Consider the following 17136-nt stretch of genomic DNA (forward strand, 5'->3'; position numbering starts at 1 on the left):
TATCTAGATCAAGACATCCGAGGTAATCGCGGAAGCGATTATTCATAACAAACCAGATTCGAGGCAACGAATAGAAAAAATGCCGACTGGCCAACGCCGGCAACGCTATGCCGACGTAGGACGCAAGGCGACGCCCGTGCGCCGCTGTCCGCTTGGTCATGCTAGAAAGAGCATATGGTGGATGCCTTGGCACTAAGAGCCGACGAAAGACGCGATAAGCTGCGAAAAGCTTCGGGGAGGGGCAAATACCCTTTGATCCGGAGGTGTCTGAATGGGGAAACCCGCATGAGAAGCCCTCATGCATCCCTGCGCCAATCCATAACGCAGGGAGGGGAACCCGGCGAACTGAAACATCTAAGTAGCCGGAGGAAGAGAAAACAACAAGTGATTCCGTAAGTAGCGGCGAGCGAACACGGAAGAGCCCAAACCGGGGCGCGTGCGCCCCGGGGTTCGGACCGCATAATTGATCCGCGAGAGGTAGCAGAACGGCTTTGGGAAAGCCGGCCAGAGAGGGTGAAAGCCCCGTAAGCGAAACCGGGAGCGGCAAGGCGGGATCCAGAGTACCACGAGACACGAGAAACCTTGTGGGAAGACGCGGGGACCACCCCGCAAGGCTAAATACTCCTTAGTGACCGATAGCGCATAGTACTGTGAAGGAACGGTGAAAAGAACCCCGGGAGGGGAGTGAAAGAGAACCTGAAACCATATGTTTACAAGCTGTGGAAGGGCCTTACGTGCCCAACCGCGTACTTTTTGTAGAACGGTCCGGCGAGTTACGCCGGCTGGCAAGGTTAAGGGCCTTAGGCCCGGAGCCGAAGGGAAACCGAGTCTGAATAGGGCGAGCGAGTCAGCCGGAGTAGACCCGAAACCGGGTGATCTATCCATGTCCAGGTTGAAGTTGCCGTAAAAGGCAATGGAGGACCGAACCCACATCCGTTGAAAAGGGTGGGGATGAGGTGTGGATAGGGGAGAAATTCCAATCGAACCCGGAGATAGCTGGTTCTCCTCGAAATAGCTTTAGGGCTAGCCTCATACGAGTCTTGCGGAGGTAGAGCACTGAATTTCCTAGGGGGCGTCAAAGCTTACCGAAGAATATCAAACTCCGAATGCCGCGTAGATGATGTATGGGAGTCAGACTGCACGAGATAAGTTGGGCAGTCGAAAGGGAAAGAGCCCAGACCTGCGGCTAAGGCCCCAAAATGTGTGTTAAGTGGAAAAGGATGTGGGATTTCGAAGACAACTAGGATGTTGGCTCAGAAGCAGCCATGCATTCAAAGAGTGCGTAATAGCTCACTAGTCGAGAGGTCCCGCGCCGAAAATGTCCGGGGCTGAAACACACTGCCGAAGCCCAGGGATGTACGAGGTACATCGGTAGAGGAGCATTGGATGCGGGAGGAAGCGGCACCGGAAGGAGCCGTGGACCGCATCGAAGAGAGAATGCCGGAATGAGTAGCGAGAGGAAGGTGGGAATCCTTCCGGCCGAATATCCAAGGTTTCCAGAGTAAAGCTGATCTGCTCTGGGTAAGTCGGGGCCTAAGGCGAGGGCGGGAGCCGTAGCCGATGGACAACAGGTTGAGATTCCTGTACCGCGATATGACAGAACTGTGGGGACACGCGTGGAAAGCATAAGCCGGGAATGGAAAGACCGGCGCAAGCGGGGTAGGGGCTGCATAGGCAAATCCGTGCAGCGCAACCCGAAGCCGCGACGCGAACCGAACTACGAGTAGGGAAGTATGCGAGCCATGCGTCAAGAAAAGCCGCTATCGCTCATATCGCGCCCGTACCGCAAACCGACACAGGTAGATGAGGAGAGAATCCTAAGGCCGACGGGAGAAGCATTGTCAAGGAACTCGGCAAAATGACTCCGTAACTTCGGGAGAAGGAGTGCCATAGAGATATGGCCGCAGAGAATTGGCCCAAGCAACTGTTTAGCAAAAACACAGGTCTATGCGAAGCCGCAAGGCGAGGTATATGGGCTGACGCCTGCCCGGTGCTGGAAGGTTAAGGGGAGAGGTTAGGAGCGATCCGAAGCCTTGAACTTAAGCCCCAGTAAACGGCGGCCGTAACTATAACGGTCCTAAGGTAGCGAAATTCCTTGTCGGGTAAGTTCCGACCCGCACGAAAGGCGTAATGATTTGGGCACTGTCTCGACAATGCACCCGGTGAAATTGAAGTACCAGTGAAGATGCTGGTTACCCGCGCCAGGACGGAAAGACCCCATGGAGCTTTACTCCAGCTTGATACTGGGATCCGGTATTGCATGTACAGGATAGGTGGGAGGCTAGGAAGCGATGACGCCAGTCGTCGCGGAGCCGCTGTTGGGATACCACCCTTGCAGTGCTGGGTTTCTAACCAGCAGCCGTGAACCGGCTGGGGGACAATGTCAGGCGGGGAGTTTGACTGGGGCGGTCGCCTCCGAAAGGGTATCGGAGGCGCTCAAAGGTCCTCTCAGAATGGTCGGAAACCATTCGCAGAGCGCAAAGGCAGAAGAGGGCTTGACTGCGACACCGACGGGTGGAGCAGGTACGAAAGTAGGACTTAGTGATCCGGTGGTATAAAGTGGGATTGCCATCGCTCAACGGATAAAAGCTACCCTGGGGATAACAGGCTTATCACTCCCAAGAGTTCACATCGACGGAGTGGTTTGGCACCTCGATGTCGGCTCATCGCATCCTGGGGCTGAAGTAGGTCCCAAGGGTTGGGCTGTTCGCCCATTAAAGCGGTACGCGAGCTGGGTTCAGAACGTCGTGAGACAGTTCGGTCCCTATCCGGCGCGGGCGCAGGATATTTGAGAGGAGCTGTCCTTAGTACGAGAGGACCGGGATGGACTGGCCGCTGGTGGATCTGTTGCGCCTCCAGGCGCATGGCAGAGTAGCCAAGCCGGGACGGGATAAACGCTGAAGGCATCTAAGCGTGAAGCCCCCCTCGAGATGAGATATCCCTGGCGACAAGCCAGTAAGACCCCTTGAAGACGACGAGGTGGATAGGATAGAGGTGGAAGTGCAGCAATGCATGGAGCTGACTATTACTAATCGGTCGAGGGCATGACCAGAGAGGCCGGAAGGCAGAAGGAGGCTCGGGCCTGGGGCGTTTGGATGGAAGTATTTCCCGTATGCGGTTTTGAAGGTATATATGTACCTTTTAATAAGGCCCAGTGGCTCAGTTGGTTAGAGCGCCGCCCTGTCACGGCGGAGGTCGAGAGTTCGAGTCTCTTCTGGGTCGTTTAAATGGGATCATAGCTCAGCTGGGAGAGCATCTGCCTTACAAGCAGAGGGTCATAGGTTCGAGCCCTATTGGTCCCACTTAAACAAAATGGATGGATTCCCGAGTGGCCAAAGGGGGCAGACTGTAAATCTGTTGGCGACGCCTTCGAAGGTTCGAATCCTTCTCCATCCACTAAGATGTAGAATATACATCTTTTAAGCCAAAGGCTTGTGCCGATGTGGCTCAATTGGCAGAGCAGCTGATTTGTAATCAGCAGGTTATCGGTTCGAGTCCGATCATCGGCTTAGTCTTTCATAAGACATTAAATATAATATCGCGGGGTGGAGCAGTCTGGAAGCTCGTCGGGCTCATAACCCGAAGGTCGTAGGTTCAAATCCTGCCCCCGCAACTCGCACGAATGTGCATAATTGAATACTTTATGTATTAGCCCAGATAGCTCAGTCGGTAGAGCAGAGGACTGAAAATCCTCGTGTCGCTGGTTCGATTCCGGCTCTGGGCATTTTATTTACCAAATATTCGATATGGGCGTGTAGCTCAGGTGGTAGAGCACTTGACTTTTAATCAAGTTGTCCGGGGTTCGAATCCCCGCACGCTCATGGAATGAGAGGGAGACAGATACCAAATAGGTACTGTCTCTTTTTACTTTAATAAGTAAATGTGTTGACATAAGGAATATTTTCTTGTATATTAGGTAATAATAAAAGGGAGTAACTGGCGCTTAGGTCTAATAGTCCGGCGTTTGCGATGTCGTCAGTACGATGAGCAATCATCCGTATCGTAATGAAATGGTGAGACTTTTATTGCATAGTAATTCTGTGCAATAGGGGTCTATTTTTTTTATCCCATTGCAGGAGGAAAGAGAGGGCAAGCAATGCTAACAAGTGAACAAGCAAGAAAAAACCAAGAGATTTATGGATTTAATGAACTGGTAGAAGGCAAGAAAAAAAGCATGGTCCAGATATTCCTGGAGCAATTCAAAGATTTTCTTGTCATTATTCTGATTATTGCAGCAATCGTATCAGGCTTTCTGGGAGATGCAGAGAGCGCGGCCGTTATATTTATCGTCATTACTATTAATGCGATTCTAGGGACCGTGCAGACGGTAAAGGCAGAGCAGTCGCTAAACAGTCTAAAACAACTGTCAGCGCCTGAGGCAAAGGTAATCAGAGATGGCGTGGTGATACAGATACCATCCAGAGAAGTAACTGTTGGAGATGAGGTAGTAATTGAGGCAGGTGACTGTATTCCTGCGGACGGAAAACTTTTGGAGTGTGCAAGCCTCAAGGTCGATGAGAGCGCGCTAACAGGAGAGAGCCTGTCCGTGGAGAAGTCGTTGGAAGAGGTGCCGGAGGGCGCTGCATTGGGAGACCAGACGAACAGAGTGTTCTCTGGAAGTTTTTCCACATATGGAAGAGGGACATTTGAAGTTACGGCAATTGGAATGGAGACGGAAGTAGGAAAGATTGCCAAACTATTGAAGACAACATCGGAAAAACGAACGCCCCTCCAGATAAATCTGGATGATTTTGGAAAGAAACTGTCTATCATTATACTTGTATTCTGCGCAGTTCTATTTGCCATCAATGTGATAAGGGGCGGTTCTGCGGTAGATGCATTCTTATTTGCGGTAGCCCTGGCCGTAGCAGCGATTCCGGAGGCGCTTAGTTCTATCGTAACGATCGTACTGTCATTTGGCACCCAGAAAATGGCCAAGGAGCATGCAATTATAAGAAAACTTCAAGCGGTTGAGGGCCTGGGGAGCGTATCCATCATCTGCTCGGATAAGACAGGAACTCTGACGCAGAATAAAATGACAGTGGAAGACTATTATGTGGATGGAAAGAGAATCTCCGTGGCTGATATTAATCTTGATAACAGAAACCAGAAGATGCTTCTTAATTGCAGCATGCTCTGTAATGATTCCACTAATACAGATGGACAGGAAATAGGAGATCCGACGGAAACGGCATTGATCAATCTTGGAAGCAATCTTGGCATGGAAGCGGCTATGACCAGGGAACGGTATCCTCGTATGTCGGAAGTCCCATTTGACAGTGACAGGAAATTGATGTCTACAGCACATGTCTTCGATGATCGATATGTGATGGTAGTCAAGGGGGCGGTAGATGTCCTTCTGAGGCGTATGAGCCACATCAGGATTGGCGATACTGTTAGGGAGATAACGGACGAGGATCAAATGCAGATCGAGATACAGAATCTGGAGTTTTCCAGAGACGGGTTGAGAGTCCTGGCATTCGCATATAAAGAACTGGATGGAGAGAAAGAATTATCTATAGAAGATGAAGAGGGCCTTACATTCCTGGGATTGATCGCAATGATGGATCCGCCGAGAGAAGAATCCAAAGCGGCGGTAGAAGAATGTATAAAAGCAGGAATCAGGCCTATAATGATCACCGGCGATCATAAGATTACCGCGGCGGCAATTGCAAAAAGGATCGGCATACTGAAGGATGAATCAGAGGCTTGCGAAGGCGCTGTGATAGAAGAAATGTCAGATGAAGAACTGAAAGATTTTGTAGAGAAGATATCAGTATATGCCAGGGTATCCCCGGAGCATAAGATCAGAATTGTGCGGGCATGGCAGGAGAAAGGAAATATCGTAGCCATGACTGGGGACGGGGTAAATGATGCGCCGGCTCTGAAGCAGGCCAATATAGGCGTTGCCATGGGAATTACAGGAAGCGAAGTATCCAAGGACGCGGCGGCAATGGTTTTGACGGATGATAACTTTGCAACAATTATTAAGGCAGTTGAGAATGGACGAAATATATATCAGAATATCAAGAATTCCATACAATTTCTGCTGTCTGGAAACTTTGGCGCAATATTGGCCGTACTGTATGCATCAATTGCCGGACTTCCAGTACCATTTGCGCCAGTGCATCTGCTTTTTATCAACCTTCTGACCGATAGTCTTCCAGCCATTGCATTGGGACTGGAGCCGCATTCCAAGGAAGTCATGAAGCAGAAGCCGCGCCCCATGAATGAATCTATCCTTACAAAGCAGTATCTTCTGAGCATAGGCACTGAGGGGCTTGGCATAGGCATTATGACGATGGCGGCATTTTTGATTGGATACAGAAGCGGTGATGCCGTTCTGGCAAGCACGATGGCATTTGGTACTTTGTGCACCAGCCGGCTTGTCCATGGATTTAACTGTAAATCCAGCCGTCCGGTATTATTTACGAAAAGATTTTTTAATAATATCTACCTGATCGGAGCATTTTTAATTGGGCTTGTGCTGATTACAGGCGTACTGATGATTCCGGGGCTGCAGGGAATATTCAAAGTAGCAAGCCTAAATATTGGGCAGCTGCTTACAGTATATGGACTTGCATTATTGAATCTGCCTGTGGTACAGTTGTTGAAATGGATTAGAAATTCTAGATAGGAACAGGAGATTTTATGGAATTAAGTAGAGAGACGGTAAAAAGAATAAAAGGATTGATTGTGTTTGCCGCATTGGTTGTAGCCTGTCTGTGGAAGTATGATGTGGTGGTATCGGTTCTTGCATTTATCTTTCATGTCATATTTCCATTCGTGCTTGGCGGAGCGATCGCATTCATTTTGAATGTGCCGATGAATTTTATACAGAGGCATCTATTCGCGCCGGAGAGGGTAGAAAGGCATAAGATACAGAAGAAGATTGCCCGTCCGGTCAGTATGCTGATCGTAATATTCGGAGTGTTTGGCATTGTGGCACTTGTAATGTTTGTTTTGATTCCACAATTAGGGGATACATTCTCTAATCTTGGAAGCAGCATTCAGGCTTTTATCCCAAAAGTACAGGAATGGGCGGAAAAATTATTCCATGACAATAAGGAGATTATGACCTGGGTCAACAGCCTGAAATTCGATTGGAATAAGATCATGGACGCAGGCATAGATTTCTTCAAGAATGGGGCAGGGAGCGTGCTTGATTCTACGATTACTGCCGCAAAGAGCATTGTGAGCGGGATTACGACCTTCTTTATCGCATTTGTATTTGCGGTCTATATCCTGCTTCAAAAGGAAAAACTGGGTATTCAGGCTAAAAAGGTCTTATTTGCCTTTGTAAGGAAAGGCCGGGCTGAGGCTGCAATGGAAGTATTGTCTCTGACCTACAATACGTTCTCAAACTTCCTGACCGGCCAGTGCCTGGAGGCCATTATCTTAGGAAGCATGTTTGTCATAACCATGACGCTTTTCAAACTACCCTATGCTTTGCTGGTGGGGATTGTGATCGCGTTTACGGCCTTGATCCCAATATTCGGCGCATTTATCGGCTGTGCCTTGGGAACCTTCCTGATATTTATGGTAGATCCATTTAAGGCGCTTATGTTTGTAATCTTGTTCCTGGTACTCCAGCAGATAGAGGGGAATCTGATCTATCCTCACGTAGTAGGTAATTCAGTAGGACTTCCATCCATCTGGGTATTGGCGGCAGTCAGCATCGGAGGAAGCCTGTTGGGGATCGTTGGAATGCTGATTTTTATACCGATTATCTCTGTAGTATATGCGCTGTTCAGGGAAATCGTCTACTTGAAATTAAGACAAAAGAAGATTAATCCCAAAGAACTTGAATAACCGATCCAAGAAAATCTGTTATAATATTGTAGTGTTAAAAAATTTTAGCGTTGCGAATGGGATCGTGCGGCAGGATATGGTACAGATATATTATGTACATCAATAAAGAAGACAGACGGAGCAGGGCCATAGGCAAGGGTCCTGCTCTATATTACTCTATTGCGCCTGCTACGAACGGTCCATAATTTTACAGTAAATGACGGCAACAGCCGTACTTATGGCAGTGGAAATGATTCCGGCGCCTACGATGGCAGCAGGATTGACGCTTCCATACTGGCTCCGGTAGGCAATGACATTTACCGGAATTAATTGCAGGGAGGAGATGTTGATAATCAGAAAGGTGCACATCTCATTACTGGCAATTCCCTTTGGACGTACCGGACCTGGAAGCCGGTGGCTTCGCCTGTCTTCCTCTAATTTACCGAGTTCGTCCATGGCGCGCAGTCCGGCTGGCGTTGCTGCCCAGCCCAGGCCCAGGACATTGGCTATGATATTGGTGGTGATGTGTTCCTCGGCAGGGTGCCCGGCGGGGAGTCTTGGGAATAAGAAGCGTATAATCGGACGGATCTTTTTGGAAGCGCCCTTAATGATTCCGGCCTTCGTCGCAATCTCCATAAGACCCACCCAGAAGGACATGACGCCCATCATAGTGATGCACAAGGTAATGGCCTCTTTGGAAGAGTCAATGGCTGCATTGGTAATATCCGGCATGCGTCCGGTAAAGGCGGCAAAGATAATGCCAATCAGTATCATGCCGGCCCACAGATAATTCAGCATATAAAATCCTCGTCTGGCTTTTTAATATAACGTATGAGCCGGGATGGATATTTATCACAAAGACATAAGAAAGAGGCGGAAGCAATTGGTTCCTTGCTTCCGCCATCCTTTATGTCTACTATTTGATTACTTCTTTGATAATTCTGTGCCAGTTCTTATAGGCAATCTTTTCAATCTCATCTTCGTGGAATCCGACGCGCTTCATTTCTTCAATGACATTTGGTACATAAGAAGCATCCTCAAGTCCGATGGTAAAAGGAGTAGACTGGCTGCTGAAAGAGCCCAAGGTATCTCCCTCCAGGAATTCAGAAAAGTCAAATCCGAAACCGACATGATCAATGCCCATTACTTCCACCATATGGACAAGATGTTTTACCAGGTTTTCCAGAGTCTGCTTATCTTCCTCCATATGAACGAATTCGTTGAATGAATTGAGCCCGACTATGCCGCCTGTGCGTGCCAGTTCTTTTAACTGGTCATCCATCAGATTCCGCGGGCGGTTGCACAGTGCCCGGCAGTTCGAGTGGGTTGCTACAACAGGGCCTGTGGCAGTGTCAAGGAGATCCCAGAAGGACGCATCATTTAGATGGGATACATCCAGTATCATTCCCAGATCCTGAATCTTTCTCACCGCCCTGCGTCCTACGTCTGTTAACCCACGCTCCGGGGTGCCAAGGGCTCCGGTAGCCAGAGGATTTTCCTCATTCCAGGTAAGCCCTGCATGCCTTGCGCCAAATTGGTAGAACTCGTCGATAAGGTCTAAGTCTTCCCCAATGCTCTTTAAACCTTCCAGTCCGATAAATGCATACATCTTTCCTTCGCTTCTTGCAGTCATCATATCGGAGTATGAGCGCGATACCTTAAGGATATCAGCACAATCAGGCTCTTCGCAGGCAATGGCCTCCATCATCTGGCGGGTACGCTTCAGCGGGTCCTTGTCATAGGGAGGATCATTCCATATTACGAAGATGCCTCCTTCGATCTGCCCTTTTTTCAGCCGTTCATAATGATATTTACGGAAGATATCACGTTCTCCCTTTAGATGGTGCTGCGTTACATCGGTCCAAATATCAGAATGTGCATCAAAGTTCATAAAAACACTTCCTTTCTTTTGTGTAGATAAGTCTAAATAAATCAGGGACGGACAGTTGTCCGTCCCTGATCATTTTCCTGGATTCAGGATGTTATTCAGTTTTATAATCCTAAGATGCTGCCTACAATCAATCCAAAGTATGTTCCAAGCACATATCCCAGAGTACCAATCAGTACGATAGGTCCTACCAGCTTGGTCCAGCCCTTAGATACAGCCATAGCAACGGCCGTTGTTGGTCCGCCGATGTTAGCATTGGAAGCAAGGATAATATCTTCCAGATTGAACTTCAGTAACTTTCCAGCGATCAGGCTGAAAAGCATATTTACGATTACGATGATAGCCGCAAATAAGAGCAGTAACGGCGAATTCTTGATAATCATAGGTACGGATGCCGGAACACCGATTACGAAGAAGAACAGGTAGATTAAGAATGTACCCAGTTCCTGCGTACCTTTGATCTCGCCAAAGAACTTAGGTGCAAATGTTGCACAAAGCATGGCAATTGTCGTAATCCATAAGTACATATTTCCGAACAGCGTATTGATTATCTGCAGGAATGTATTAGATGTCGGTATCACGCCTGCAAGTCCTGTAGATATTACGTTAGACAGCGCAACAATGACAAATCCTGTTGCAGCGGCCAATGCGATATCTTTCAGGGAGATTTCTTTTCTGCCCCAGAACGCAGAAGCATTTGTCTCATTTTCCTTTACATTGGCTCCGGCAGCCGCTTCCACTTCATCCACATATGGATGCTTGAAATGCTTGCGGAAGAATCCGATAGATGGCATTGCTATCAGTACGAAGAAGTACAGTACCATCAGCAAGTTATCTGCAACCGTTGCAGCAGATATCATGTCGCCAGATACATCGAATGCTGCTCCAAGAGCGGCAAAGTTTACCGTGCCTCCGATATAGGTTCCGGTAAATACGCCCGCAAGTCCGGCAAGTTCCGGAATAAATTTGTGGAGCGCCGCATAAGCAAGAAGCGCGCCGCAAGCGGTACCTACCGAGCCGATCAGGAATATAATCAGGATACGTCCGGATTCCTTTCCGATCTTTCTCATATCGCACTGCAGTAATAACAGAGGAATGGAAAGTGGTACAACGTAACCCCATACGGCATCCCATACAGGAGCGTCCATTGGAATAATTCCAAAGTTCGATAAGATGATTGCGAAAATCAGTGCAACGATGGCACCGGTCATTTTTGCTGCCCATTTATATCTCTGCTCCAGATATATTGCGGCAGCGGCGCCGGTAGCACAGATAGCCCACAGCACCCATGTGTTATCCGCTCCAACCAGCGGATTTTGTAGATCGAATATATGTCCCCACATACTCTCGTCCTCCTTTCAAAAATCCTTTTTTGAAGAATTTTCGTCAATTTTTACAATTGAACTAATAACAGTATACAAAAATTGTCAATAAAAGTCAATGAATGTGAAGAAAGGACAGGATTATGCTTGGAAAATCAAAGGAAATCATTGAATTTTACAGAAAATTACTTTCGTTTGTCCAGAGTCCTCCATACAGTCAGAAGCATGGTGACGAAACAGGCCGTTCCTCCGATAAAATTAGATACAGGCTCTGCAAGGAATACTCCGTCTGTACCAAGACTGGCTATGGTAGGAAGCCATAACGTCAGAGGAATTACGATGATAACCTTGCGGAATAAGGAAAAAAATACAGCCTGCCTGGATTTGCCAAGCGCTACAAAGGTTGACTGGCCAGCAAACTGCAAGGCCATCATAAAGATGCCGAAGAAGTACAGATGCATGGCAGGCACGCCTTCTTTTAACAGTTTCGGATCGCTATTGAACATCCGGATGAAGACGTGCGGGAAAAAGAATAGGAATGCCCACATTACCAGAGTAAATACAATACAGGATATAGCAGTAAAGGAAATGGCAGACTTCACCCTTCCATATTTTTTCGCCCCATAATTGAAACTCATAATGGGCTGTGCCCCGCTGGTAATTCCCATGACTGGCATGGTTATAATCTCCCGAACGGAATTGATTACCGTCATGATTCCTACATACAGGTCGCCTCCGTATCTCTGCAGGGTAGCATTGCACATGATCTGGACAGAACTGTTGGTAATTGACATGACAAATCCAGATAAGCCCAGGGCGGAGATTTCCCTTATAAGCGAGAAATTTAAATGTAATTGTTTTCTTGTTAATTTTATAATTGCTTTTTTCCTGTAAGAAAATGAAGTACCCAGATGCAGGAGACACATTGGGATAGGATAGTGGCGGTTGCGGCGCCACGGACGCCCATATGAAATACGAAGATAAACAGTGGATCCAGTACAAGATTCAAAAGCGCTCCGATTGAGACGGTCAACATTCCTGTTACGCCGAATCCCTGAGCGTTAATAAAATTATTCATGCCAAGACTGACCATGACGAACAAGGTGCCCAGAAGATAAATACTAATATAGGCATTCGCATATGGATAGGTCACGTCGCTTGCTCCAAAAAGATAGAGGAGCGGATGCTTGAACAGGTAGCAGAAGACAGCAAGAAGAGCGCCGGATGCAAGGAGCATGGCAAAAGAATTCCCCATAATCCGTTCTGCCCTCTCTGGCTCGTCTGCTCCGCGCGCCATGGAAAACAGAGGCGCACCGCCCATTCCGAACAGATTGGCGAATGCGGTAATAATAGTGATGACAGGCAGGGTAAGACCGATGCCTGTCAATGCTTGCGTGGATGTATGCGGAATGTGGCCGATATAGATGCGGTCCACAACGTTATATAAGACATTAATTAACTGGGCCAGCGTCATGGGAATGGCCAGACGCAGAATATTGGCCGAGACGCTTCCCTGGCCAAAGTCCTTTTCTTTGTTCATGAAATCACCGCTTTTTCCAGAGCCAGAGTGCAGCAATGATTCCAATCGTATACAGGATGCTGACTAGGATGGAAGGATTATCTTTTAATAAATAAGTAACTGCAACGACGGCTGCAAGAGAAACCGTTAGCTGGAATGCAGTGAAGATACGTTTTTCGCGGGTTTCTTTTGCCTGCTGGCTCATTTCTGCTCTCTTCTGCTCTAATTCCAGGTATTTCATAAGATCCTTTTCATTGAGGTGGGAAAGGATCCATTGATCCCTGGAAAATCCGTCCTCATCGTCTTCCGATGAATAAGAATCCATTATTTTTTTATCTGGCTTTTCCTTTTTGAAAAAATGAAAGTCTTTTTGCCGATCAGATTGTGGCTCGTCAGAAGAAGACTTTTCCTCTTTCACTTTGTCTTCTTTGGCTTCTGCTTCAGGCGATGTGGCTGCCTTTGGCTCATCAGAAGTATCAGGGGCAGTCTTTGGTTCTTCAGATGCCTTCACTTCTCCAGTGGTCTCGGGTGCTGCGTTCTTTTGTTCTTCAGTCATAGGATGTTCCTCCGTTAGGTATTTTATATATGCTACATGTATTGCAGATTTATCTTCATGATATAGATTGTAGACGTTTTTCCACATATTTTCAAGGCTATTCAGCATATATTGGGAATAGACTTCACACGGAAATGAGGATACCCGATGAAATTATTCATGTATGTCACGGATTTTATCGTTCCGCTGGTAATATTCGGAATTGTCAGTTATGGAGTGCTGATGAAGGTAAATGTCTATGATACCTTCATCAAAGGAGCCAAAAGCGGCTTTTTCACGGTAATTAAAATAATGCCGACGCTGATTGGGCTTATGGTGGCAGTAGGGGTGCTGCGCGCTTCGGGATTCCTTGACTTTCTGTCAGGAATTATCGGGCAGTTCACGGAATACATCGGATTTCCAGGAGAACTGGTGCCGCTTACGGTGGTAAAGATGTTTTCATCTTCGGCGGCCACGGGGCTGCTTCTGGATGCGTTCAAGGAGTATGGAACGGACTCGTACATAGGACTGGTGGCATCCATCAGCATGTCCTGCACGGAGACTATATTCTACACCATGAGCGTCTACTTTATGACAGCCAAAGTCACGAAGACCAGATATACTCTGGGGGGGCGCCATGCTTGCGACCTTTGCCGGGCTTGTGGCCAGCGCGGTGCTGGCTGGTATGATGGTGGCCGGGTAAAGGGGTGCCTGTCTTTCATCAGGGAATCCGGCATAAAGACGCTTTTAGGGACTCTACGAATAATTGGGCCAGATGAGTAAGATAAGCATCCTTTTGATATACGGCGGCCAAGGACCAGGACAAGTCAGGAAGATCAAGGGCGAAGTAAGTAACGTTTCCAGGATGATTGCAGACTTTGGCCCCTTCTTCTGGAACCAAGGTACAGGCAATACCGGTGGCCACCAGGTTAATTGCGGTGGTCAAATTGCCAGTTTCCAGGAGAATCTCTGGTTCAATGTGATGCTTTCCAAGAATATGGTTGATTTCATGAGTGAGATTCTGCCCTGGCTTAGTCTTTATAAGCGGAAGCTGAAGAAGCGTCTTGGCAGGCGCGATGGGATACCCATCGGAAATGCGGGCAGCATCCAATAAGGTACGAATGTATGGATGCCGTGTAGGCGCCGCCAGAAGAATTCGTTCTTCAAAGATAATATCGCTGGTCAATTTTCGGTAATCCAAGGTATGGGGGAGATTCATGACCGCAATATCCAGTTTTCCATTCATCAAAGCTAAGGCAAGCTTGTCAGAATGATCTTCCATCAATTCAATGCGGATGCCAGGATACTGACGATGAAATTCAGGAAAGATATCTGGAAGCAGGCAGGCTCCGCGCCAGAAAGCGACGCCAAGCCTCAGACATCCGCTTTCCTGGTTCTTGATATCCTGGAATTCTTTTTTTATATTTTCTTCTAATCTCATCATCTGTTTTACAGACTCATAATATCGTTCTCCCGTATAAGTCAATTTTAATGGAGATGTCCTGTGGTTAAACAGCTCTACACCAAGTTCAGATTCCAGACGCCGCAGATACTGGCTGAGGGAAGGCTGGGAGACATATAGGATTTCTGCCGCCCTGGTAAGGCTTCCAGCTTCTGCAATTGCAACAAAGTATTCATAATTCCGAAACATCATGACACATATCCCTTCTAATAATTATAATATTAATATTATAATCATTATATCACTTTATGTCTTTGACTGAAAGCAATATAATGGGTAAAATAAGAATTGAAAACAACATTGTGCACAAAATACTGTTGTATAATTAATTAGAGATTAGCAAAATGACAAAAACATAACAAAGATTAGTAAATTAATAAATATAATATTTTTGTTATGAACAATTGTGAGGGATAATATGTTTGATCTGATCATAAGTAATGGGCACTTGATGGATCCCCGCTGTAATCTGGACAAGCAGGCGGACATTGGAATAAAAGGCCAGCATATTGCGGACATTGGGAATCTGGCAGACAAGGAGTGCTTACAGTCGATAGATGCCGATGGCTGTATGGTGGTACCTGGATTCATTGATTTCCATGCCCACGCAGCATATGGAATCAGTGATTTTTCTATGCCGGCCGATCTCGTACAGATTCCAAGCGGAGTTACATCTATGGTGGATGCTGGATCCACGGGAGTCACAGATTTTGAGGCGTTTTATCACCGTAATATTATTACCAGTATAATGACGGTCAAAAGTTTTCTGCATGTGGCAAGCGAAGGGCAAAGGACGCATCTGAAATACGAAAATCCGGACCCTGCACGATATGACCGGGAAAAGATAAAAATGCTGTGTGAAACATATAAGGATAATATTATAGGCTTAAAACTTCGGCAAAGCAGGGACATAGTAGGGGAACTCGGACTTAAGCCGCTTAAAGGCGCGCTTTTACTGGGAGAAGAAGTAGGGCTTAGACTGTCGGTACATGCTACAGACTCGCCGGGAGATATCAGGGATACGCTTAGTCTGCTGCGCCCGGGGGATATTTTCTGTCATATGTATCATCAGAAGGGACAGACAATCCTGGATGAAAAAGGGAATGTGCTGCCGGAAGCCTGGGAAGCCAGGGAAAGAGGAGTCCTGTTTGAGTTAGGGCACGGGGCGTTTAATTTTTCGGGAAAGATAGCGAAGGCTGCTATAGAGCAAGGATTTCTGCCGGATATTATTAGTTCGGATTTGAGCCTGCTGTCTGCGTTTAAAGAGCCGACGTACTCATTTTCATATATCTTGTCAGAACTTTTGAATCTTGGAATAGGATTGAAAGATATTATTACCAGATGTACAGACATCCCCGGACGCCTGATGGGGATGGAGCAGGAGGGATTTCTGATGGCAGGAGGCATTGCGGACATAGCAGTGTTTAAAATTATAGATAAAGAGCTTCATTATATAGACCGCTACCATAACCAATATGAAGGTAATCGGCTGATCAAGCCGCAGTTAACGGTCAAGGAAGGACATATCGTATACCGCCAGGCAGATTATGTATCATCCCTTGCAGATAAAAAGGAGGAAACCAGAGAATGAAAAAAGCAATCAGCATTCTGACGGTCATCTGCATGATGCTTGCGCTGGCCGGATGTAACAGCAAAACCGTACTTTCAAACGGAGAAACAGTCACGGCGAAGCGAGTATATCAGCTGGGACATGTCAATACCAGTGCAGAGGATGACCAATACCAATATTTTGCTATGGTCTTTGCAAATAAAATAAAGGAACTTTCAAAAGGAGAGATCGCAATTGATATAGTGACGGACTCCGTTCTGGGTGGAGAAAGAGATATGATGGAAGGCATGAAACTTGGAACCATCGATATGGCGCTTATCACGAACTTCAGCTTGGGTTCTTTTTCTACCGAATGGGAGATATTTGATCTGCCTTATATCTTTCAGGACAGAGAGGAGGCATATTCTATATTGGATAATGAGAAAATTATGGGACCAATGGAGAAGAGGCTGTATGATCAATGGTCAGTAAAAGTTCTGTCGTATGGAGATGGAGGATTTCGCCATACCATGAATAACGTGCGTCCGATCAACAAGGCTGAGGATATGAAGGGAATGCGGCTGCGTCTTCCAGAGACAGCGATATATGTGGACGCATTTAAGGCTATGAACGCGAATCCTACGACATTGGCATTTAGCGAGACATTTACTGCGGTGGAGCAGGGAACTGTGGATGGCCTGGAATTGCCAATCTCCTCATTCCACTCTACCGGCTATGGAGAAATCTGCGATTATCTTTCGCTGACAGGCCATTTTTATTCTCCTTACCAAATGGATGTTTCCAGTTTTGTATGGGAAAACCTGACGAAAGAAGAGCAAGGATGGTTCGAGGAGGCAGCAAAAGAAGCCATGGAAAAGGAGAGGGTGTTTGTACAGGAAAAGGAAGAAGAGTTCCTCGCACAGATGGCGGATAATGGCCTGAAAATTAATGAGTTAGAGGATAAAGACTCCCTGGCAAAAGCAGCCACAGCAATTTATGAAGATTATCGTGATGAAATAGGTTCTGACCTTTTAGATAATGTACTTGGCGAACTTGGCCGTAACTGATGA

The 17136-nt window shown here is 47.0% G+C and carries 9 protein-coding genes, 7 tRNA genes, 1 rRNA gene and 2 pseudogenes; 13 read left to right on the forward strand and 6 right to left on the reverse strand.

What is annotated here, in order from left to right:
- The first annotated feature begins 154 nt into the window (after positions 1-154).
- From K0036_RS00105 to K0036_RS00150, 10 genes are all read left to right on the forward strand, one after another.
- A 23S ribosomal RNA gene (locus tag K0036_RS00105) occupies positions 155-3052 on the forward strand.
- Positions 3053-3148: 96 nt separating this feature from the next.
- Positions 3149-3222: transfer RNA gene (locus K0036_RS00110), tRNA-Asp, on the forward strand.
- A 7-nt stretch (positions 3223-3229) separates the two neighbouring features.
- Positions 3230-3302: transfer RNA gene (locus K0036_RS00115), tRNA-Val, on the forward strand.
- A 12-nt stretch (positions 3303-3314) separates the two neighbouring features.
- Positions 3315-3396, forward strand: a tRNA-Tyr gene (locus K0036_RS00120).
- Positions 3397-3436: 40 nt separating this feature from the next.
- Positions 3437-3509: transfer RNA gene (locus K0036_RS00125), tRNA-Thr, on the forward strand.
- A 30-nt stretch (positions 3510-3539) separates the two neighbouring features.
- Positions 3540-3613: transfer RNA gene (locus K0036_RS00130), tRNA-Met, on the forward strand.
- Between the two features lie 38 nt (positions 3614-3651).
- Positions 3652-3724, forward strand: a tRNA-Phe gene (locus K0036_RS00135).
- Between the two features lie 24 nt (positions 3725-3748).
- Positions 3749-3821, forward strand: a tRNA-Lys gene (locus tag K0036_RS00140).
- A gap of 275 nt (positions 3822-4096) precedes the next feature.
- Entirely contained in the window at positions 4097-6637 is a 2541-nt protein-coding gene (locus tag K0036_RS00145) for a cation-translocating P-type ATPase (RefSeq protein WP_220430414.1), read from the forward strand.
- Between the two features lie 14 nt (positions 6638-6651).
- Positions 6652-7812, forward strand: a complete 1161-nt coding sequence (locus K0036_RS00150) for an AI-2E family transporter (RefSeq protein WP_220430415.1) — start codon at positions 6652-6654, stop codon at positions 7810-7812.
- A gap of 168 nt (positions 7813-7980) precedes the next feature.
- On the opposite strand, the gene K0036_RS00155 is transcribed toward K0036_RS00150, so the two are convergent.
- From K0036_RS00155 to K0036_RS00175, 5 genes and pseudogenes are all read right to left on the reverse strand, one after another.
- On the reverse strand, positions 7981-8589 hold the full coding sequence (locus tag K0036_RS00155; protein WP_025646360.1) for a nucleoside recognition protein: 609 nt from the start codon (positions 8587-8589) through the stop codon (positions 7981-7983).
- Between the two features lie 118 nt (positions 8590-8707).
- Positions 8708-9682 carry a dipeptidase gene (locus tag K0036_RS00160; protein WP_025646359.1) on the reverse strand — a complete coding sequence of 325 codons (975 nt, stop codon included), beginning with the start codon at positions 9680-9682 and terminating at the stop codon, positions 8708-8710.
- 101 nt (positions 9683-9783) lie between these two features.
- A complete protein-coding gene (locus K0036_RS00165; protein ID WP_025646358.1) occupies positions 9784-11022 on the reverse strand; it encodes a DUF819 domain-containing protein in 1239 nt (412 codons plus the stop codon).
- Between the two features lie 164 nt (positions 11023-11186).
- A pseudogene (locus K0036_RS19480) lies at positions 11187-12541 on the reverse strand (MATE family efflux transporter).
- 4 nt (positions 12542-12545) lie between these two features.
- Complete coding sequence (locus tag K0036_RS00175) at positions 12546-13184, reverse strand: hypothetical protein (protein ID WP_259283353.1); 639 nt, start codon at positions 13182-13184, stop codon at positions 12546-12548.
- Between the two features lie 39 nt (positions 13185-13223).
- On the opposite strand from K0036_RS00175, the pseudogene K0036_RS00180 reads away from it, so the two are divergent.
- Positions 13224-13758 (forward strand): annotated as a pseudogene (locus tag K0036_RS00180) (spore maturation protein).
- An 18-nt stretch (positions 13759-13776) separates the two neighbouring features.
- Here K0036_RS00180 and K0036_RS00185 read toward each other — a convergent pair.
- The gene (locus K0036_RS00185; RefSeq protein WP_025646351.1) at positions 13777-14709 is read right to left on the reverse strand and encodes a LysR family transcriptional regulator; all 933 of its coding nucleotides are present in this window, start codon (positions 14707-14709) and stop codon (positions 13777-13779) included.
- A gap of 226 nt (positions 14710-14935) precedes the next feature.
- Between K0036_RS00185 and K0036_RS00190 the strand changes: the two genes are divergently transcribed.
- Positions 14936-16108, forward strand: coding sequence for an amidohydrolase family protein (locus K0036_RS00190; RefSeq protein ID WP_220430416.1), 1173 nt, complete (start codon positions 14936-14938; stop codon positions 16106-16108).
- The gene (locus K0036_RS00195) at positions 16105-17133 is read left to right on the forward strand and encodes a DctP family TRAP transporter solute-binding subunit (protein WP_220430417.1); all 1029 of its coding nucleotides are present in this window, start codon (positions 16105-16107) and stop codon (positions 17131-17133) included. Before K0036_RS00190 ends, K0036_RS00195 begins: the two co-directional genes overlap by 4 nt.
- Positions 17134-17136 lie beyond the last annotated feature (3 nt).

It is taken from the genome of [Clostridium] scindens (assembly GCF_019597925.1).
GTDB lineage: Bacteria > Bacillota > Clostridia > Lachnospirales > Lachnospiraceae > Clostridium_AP.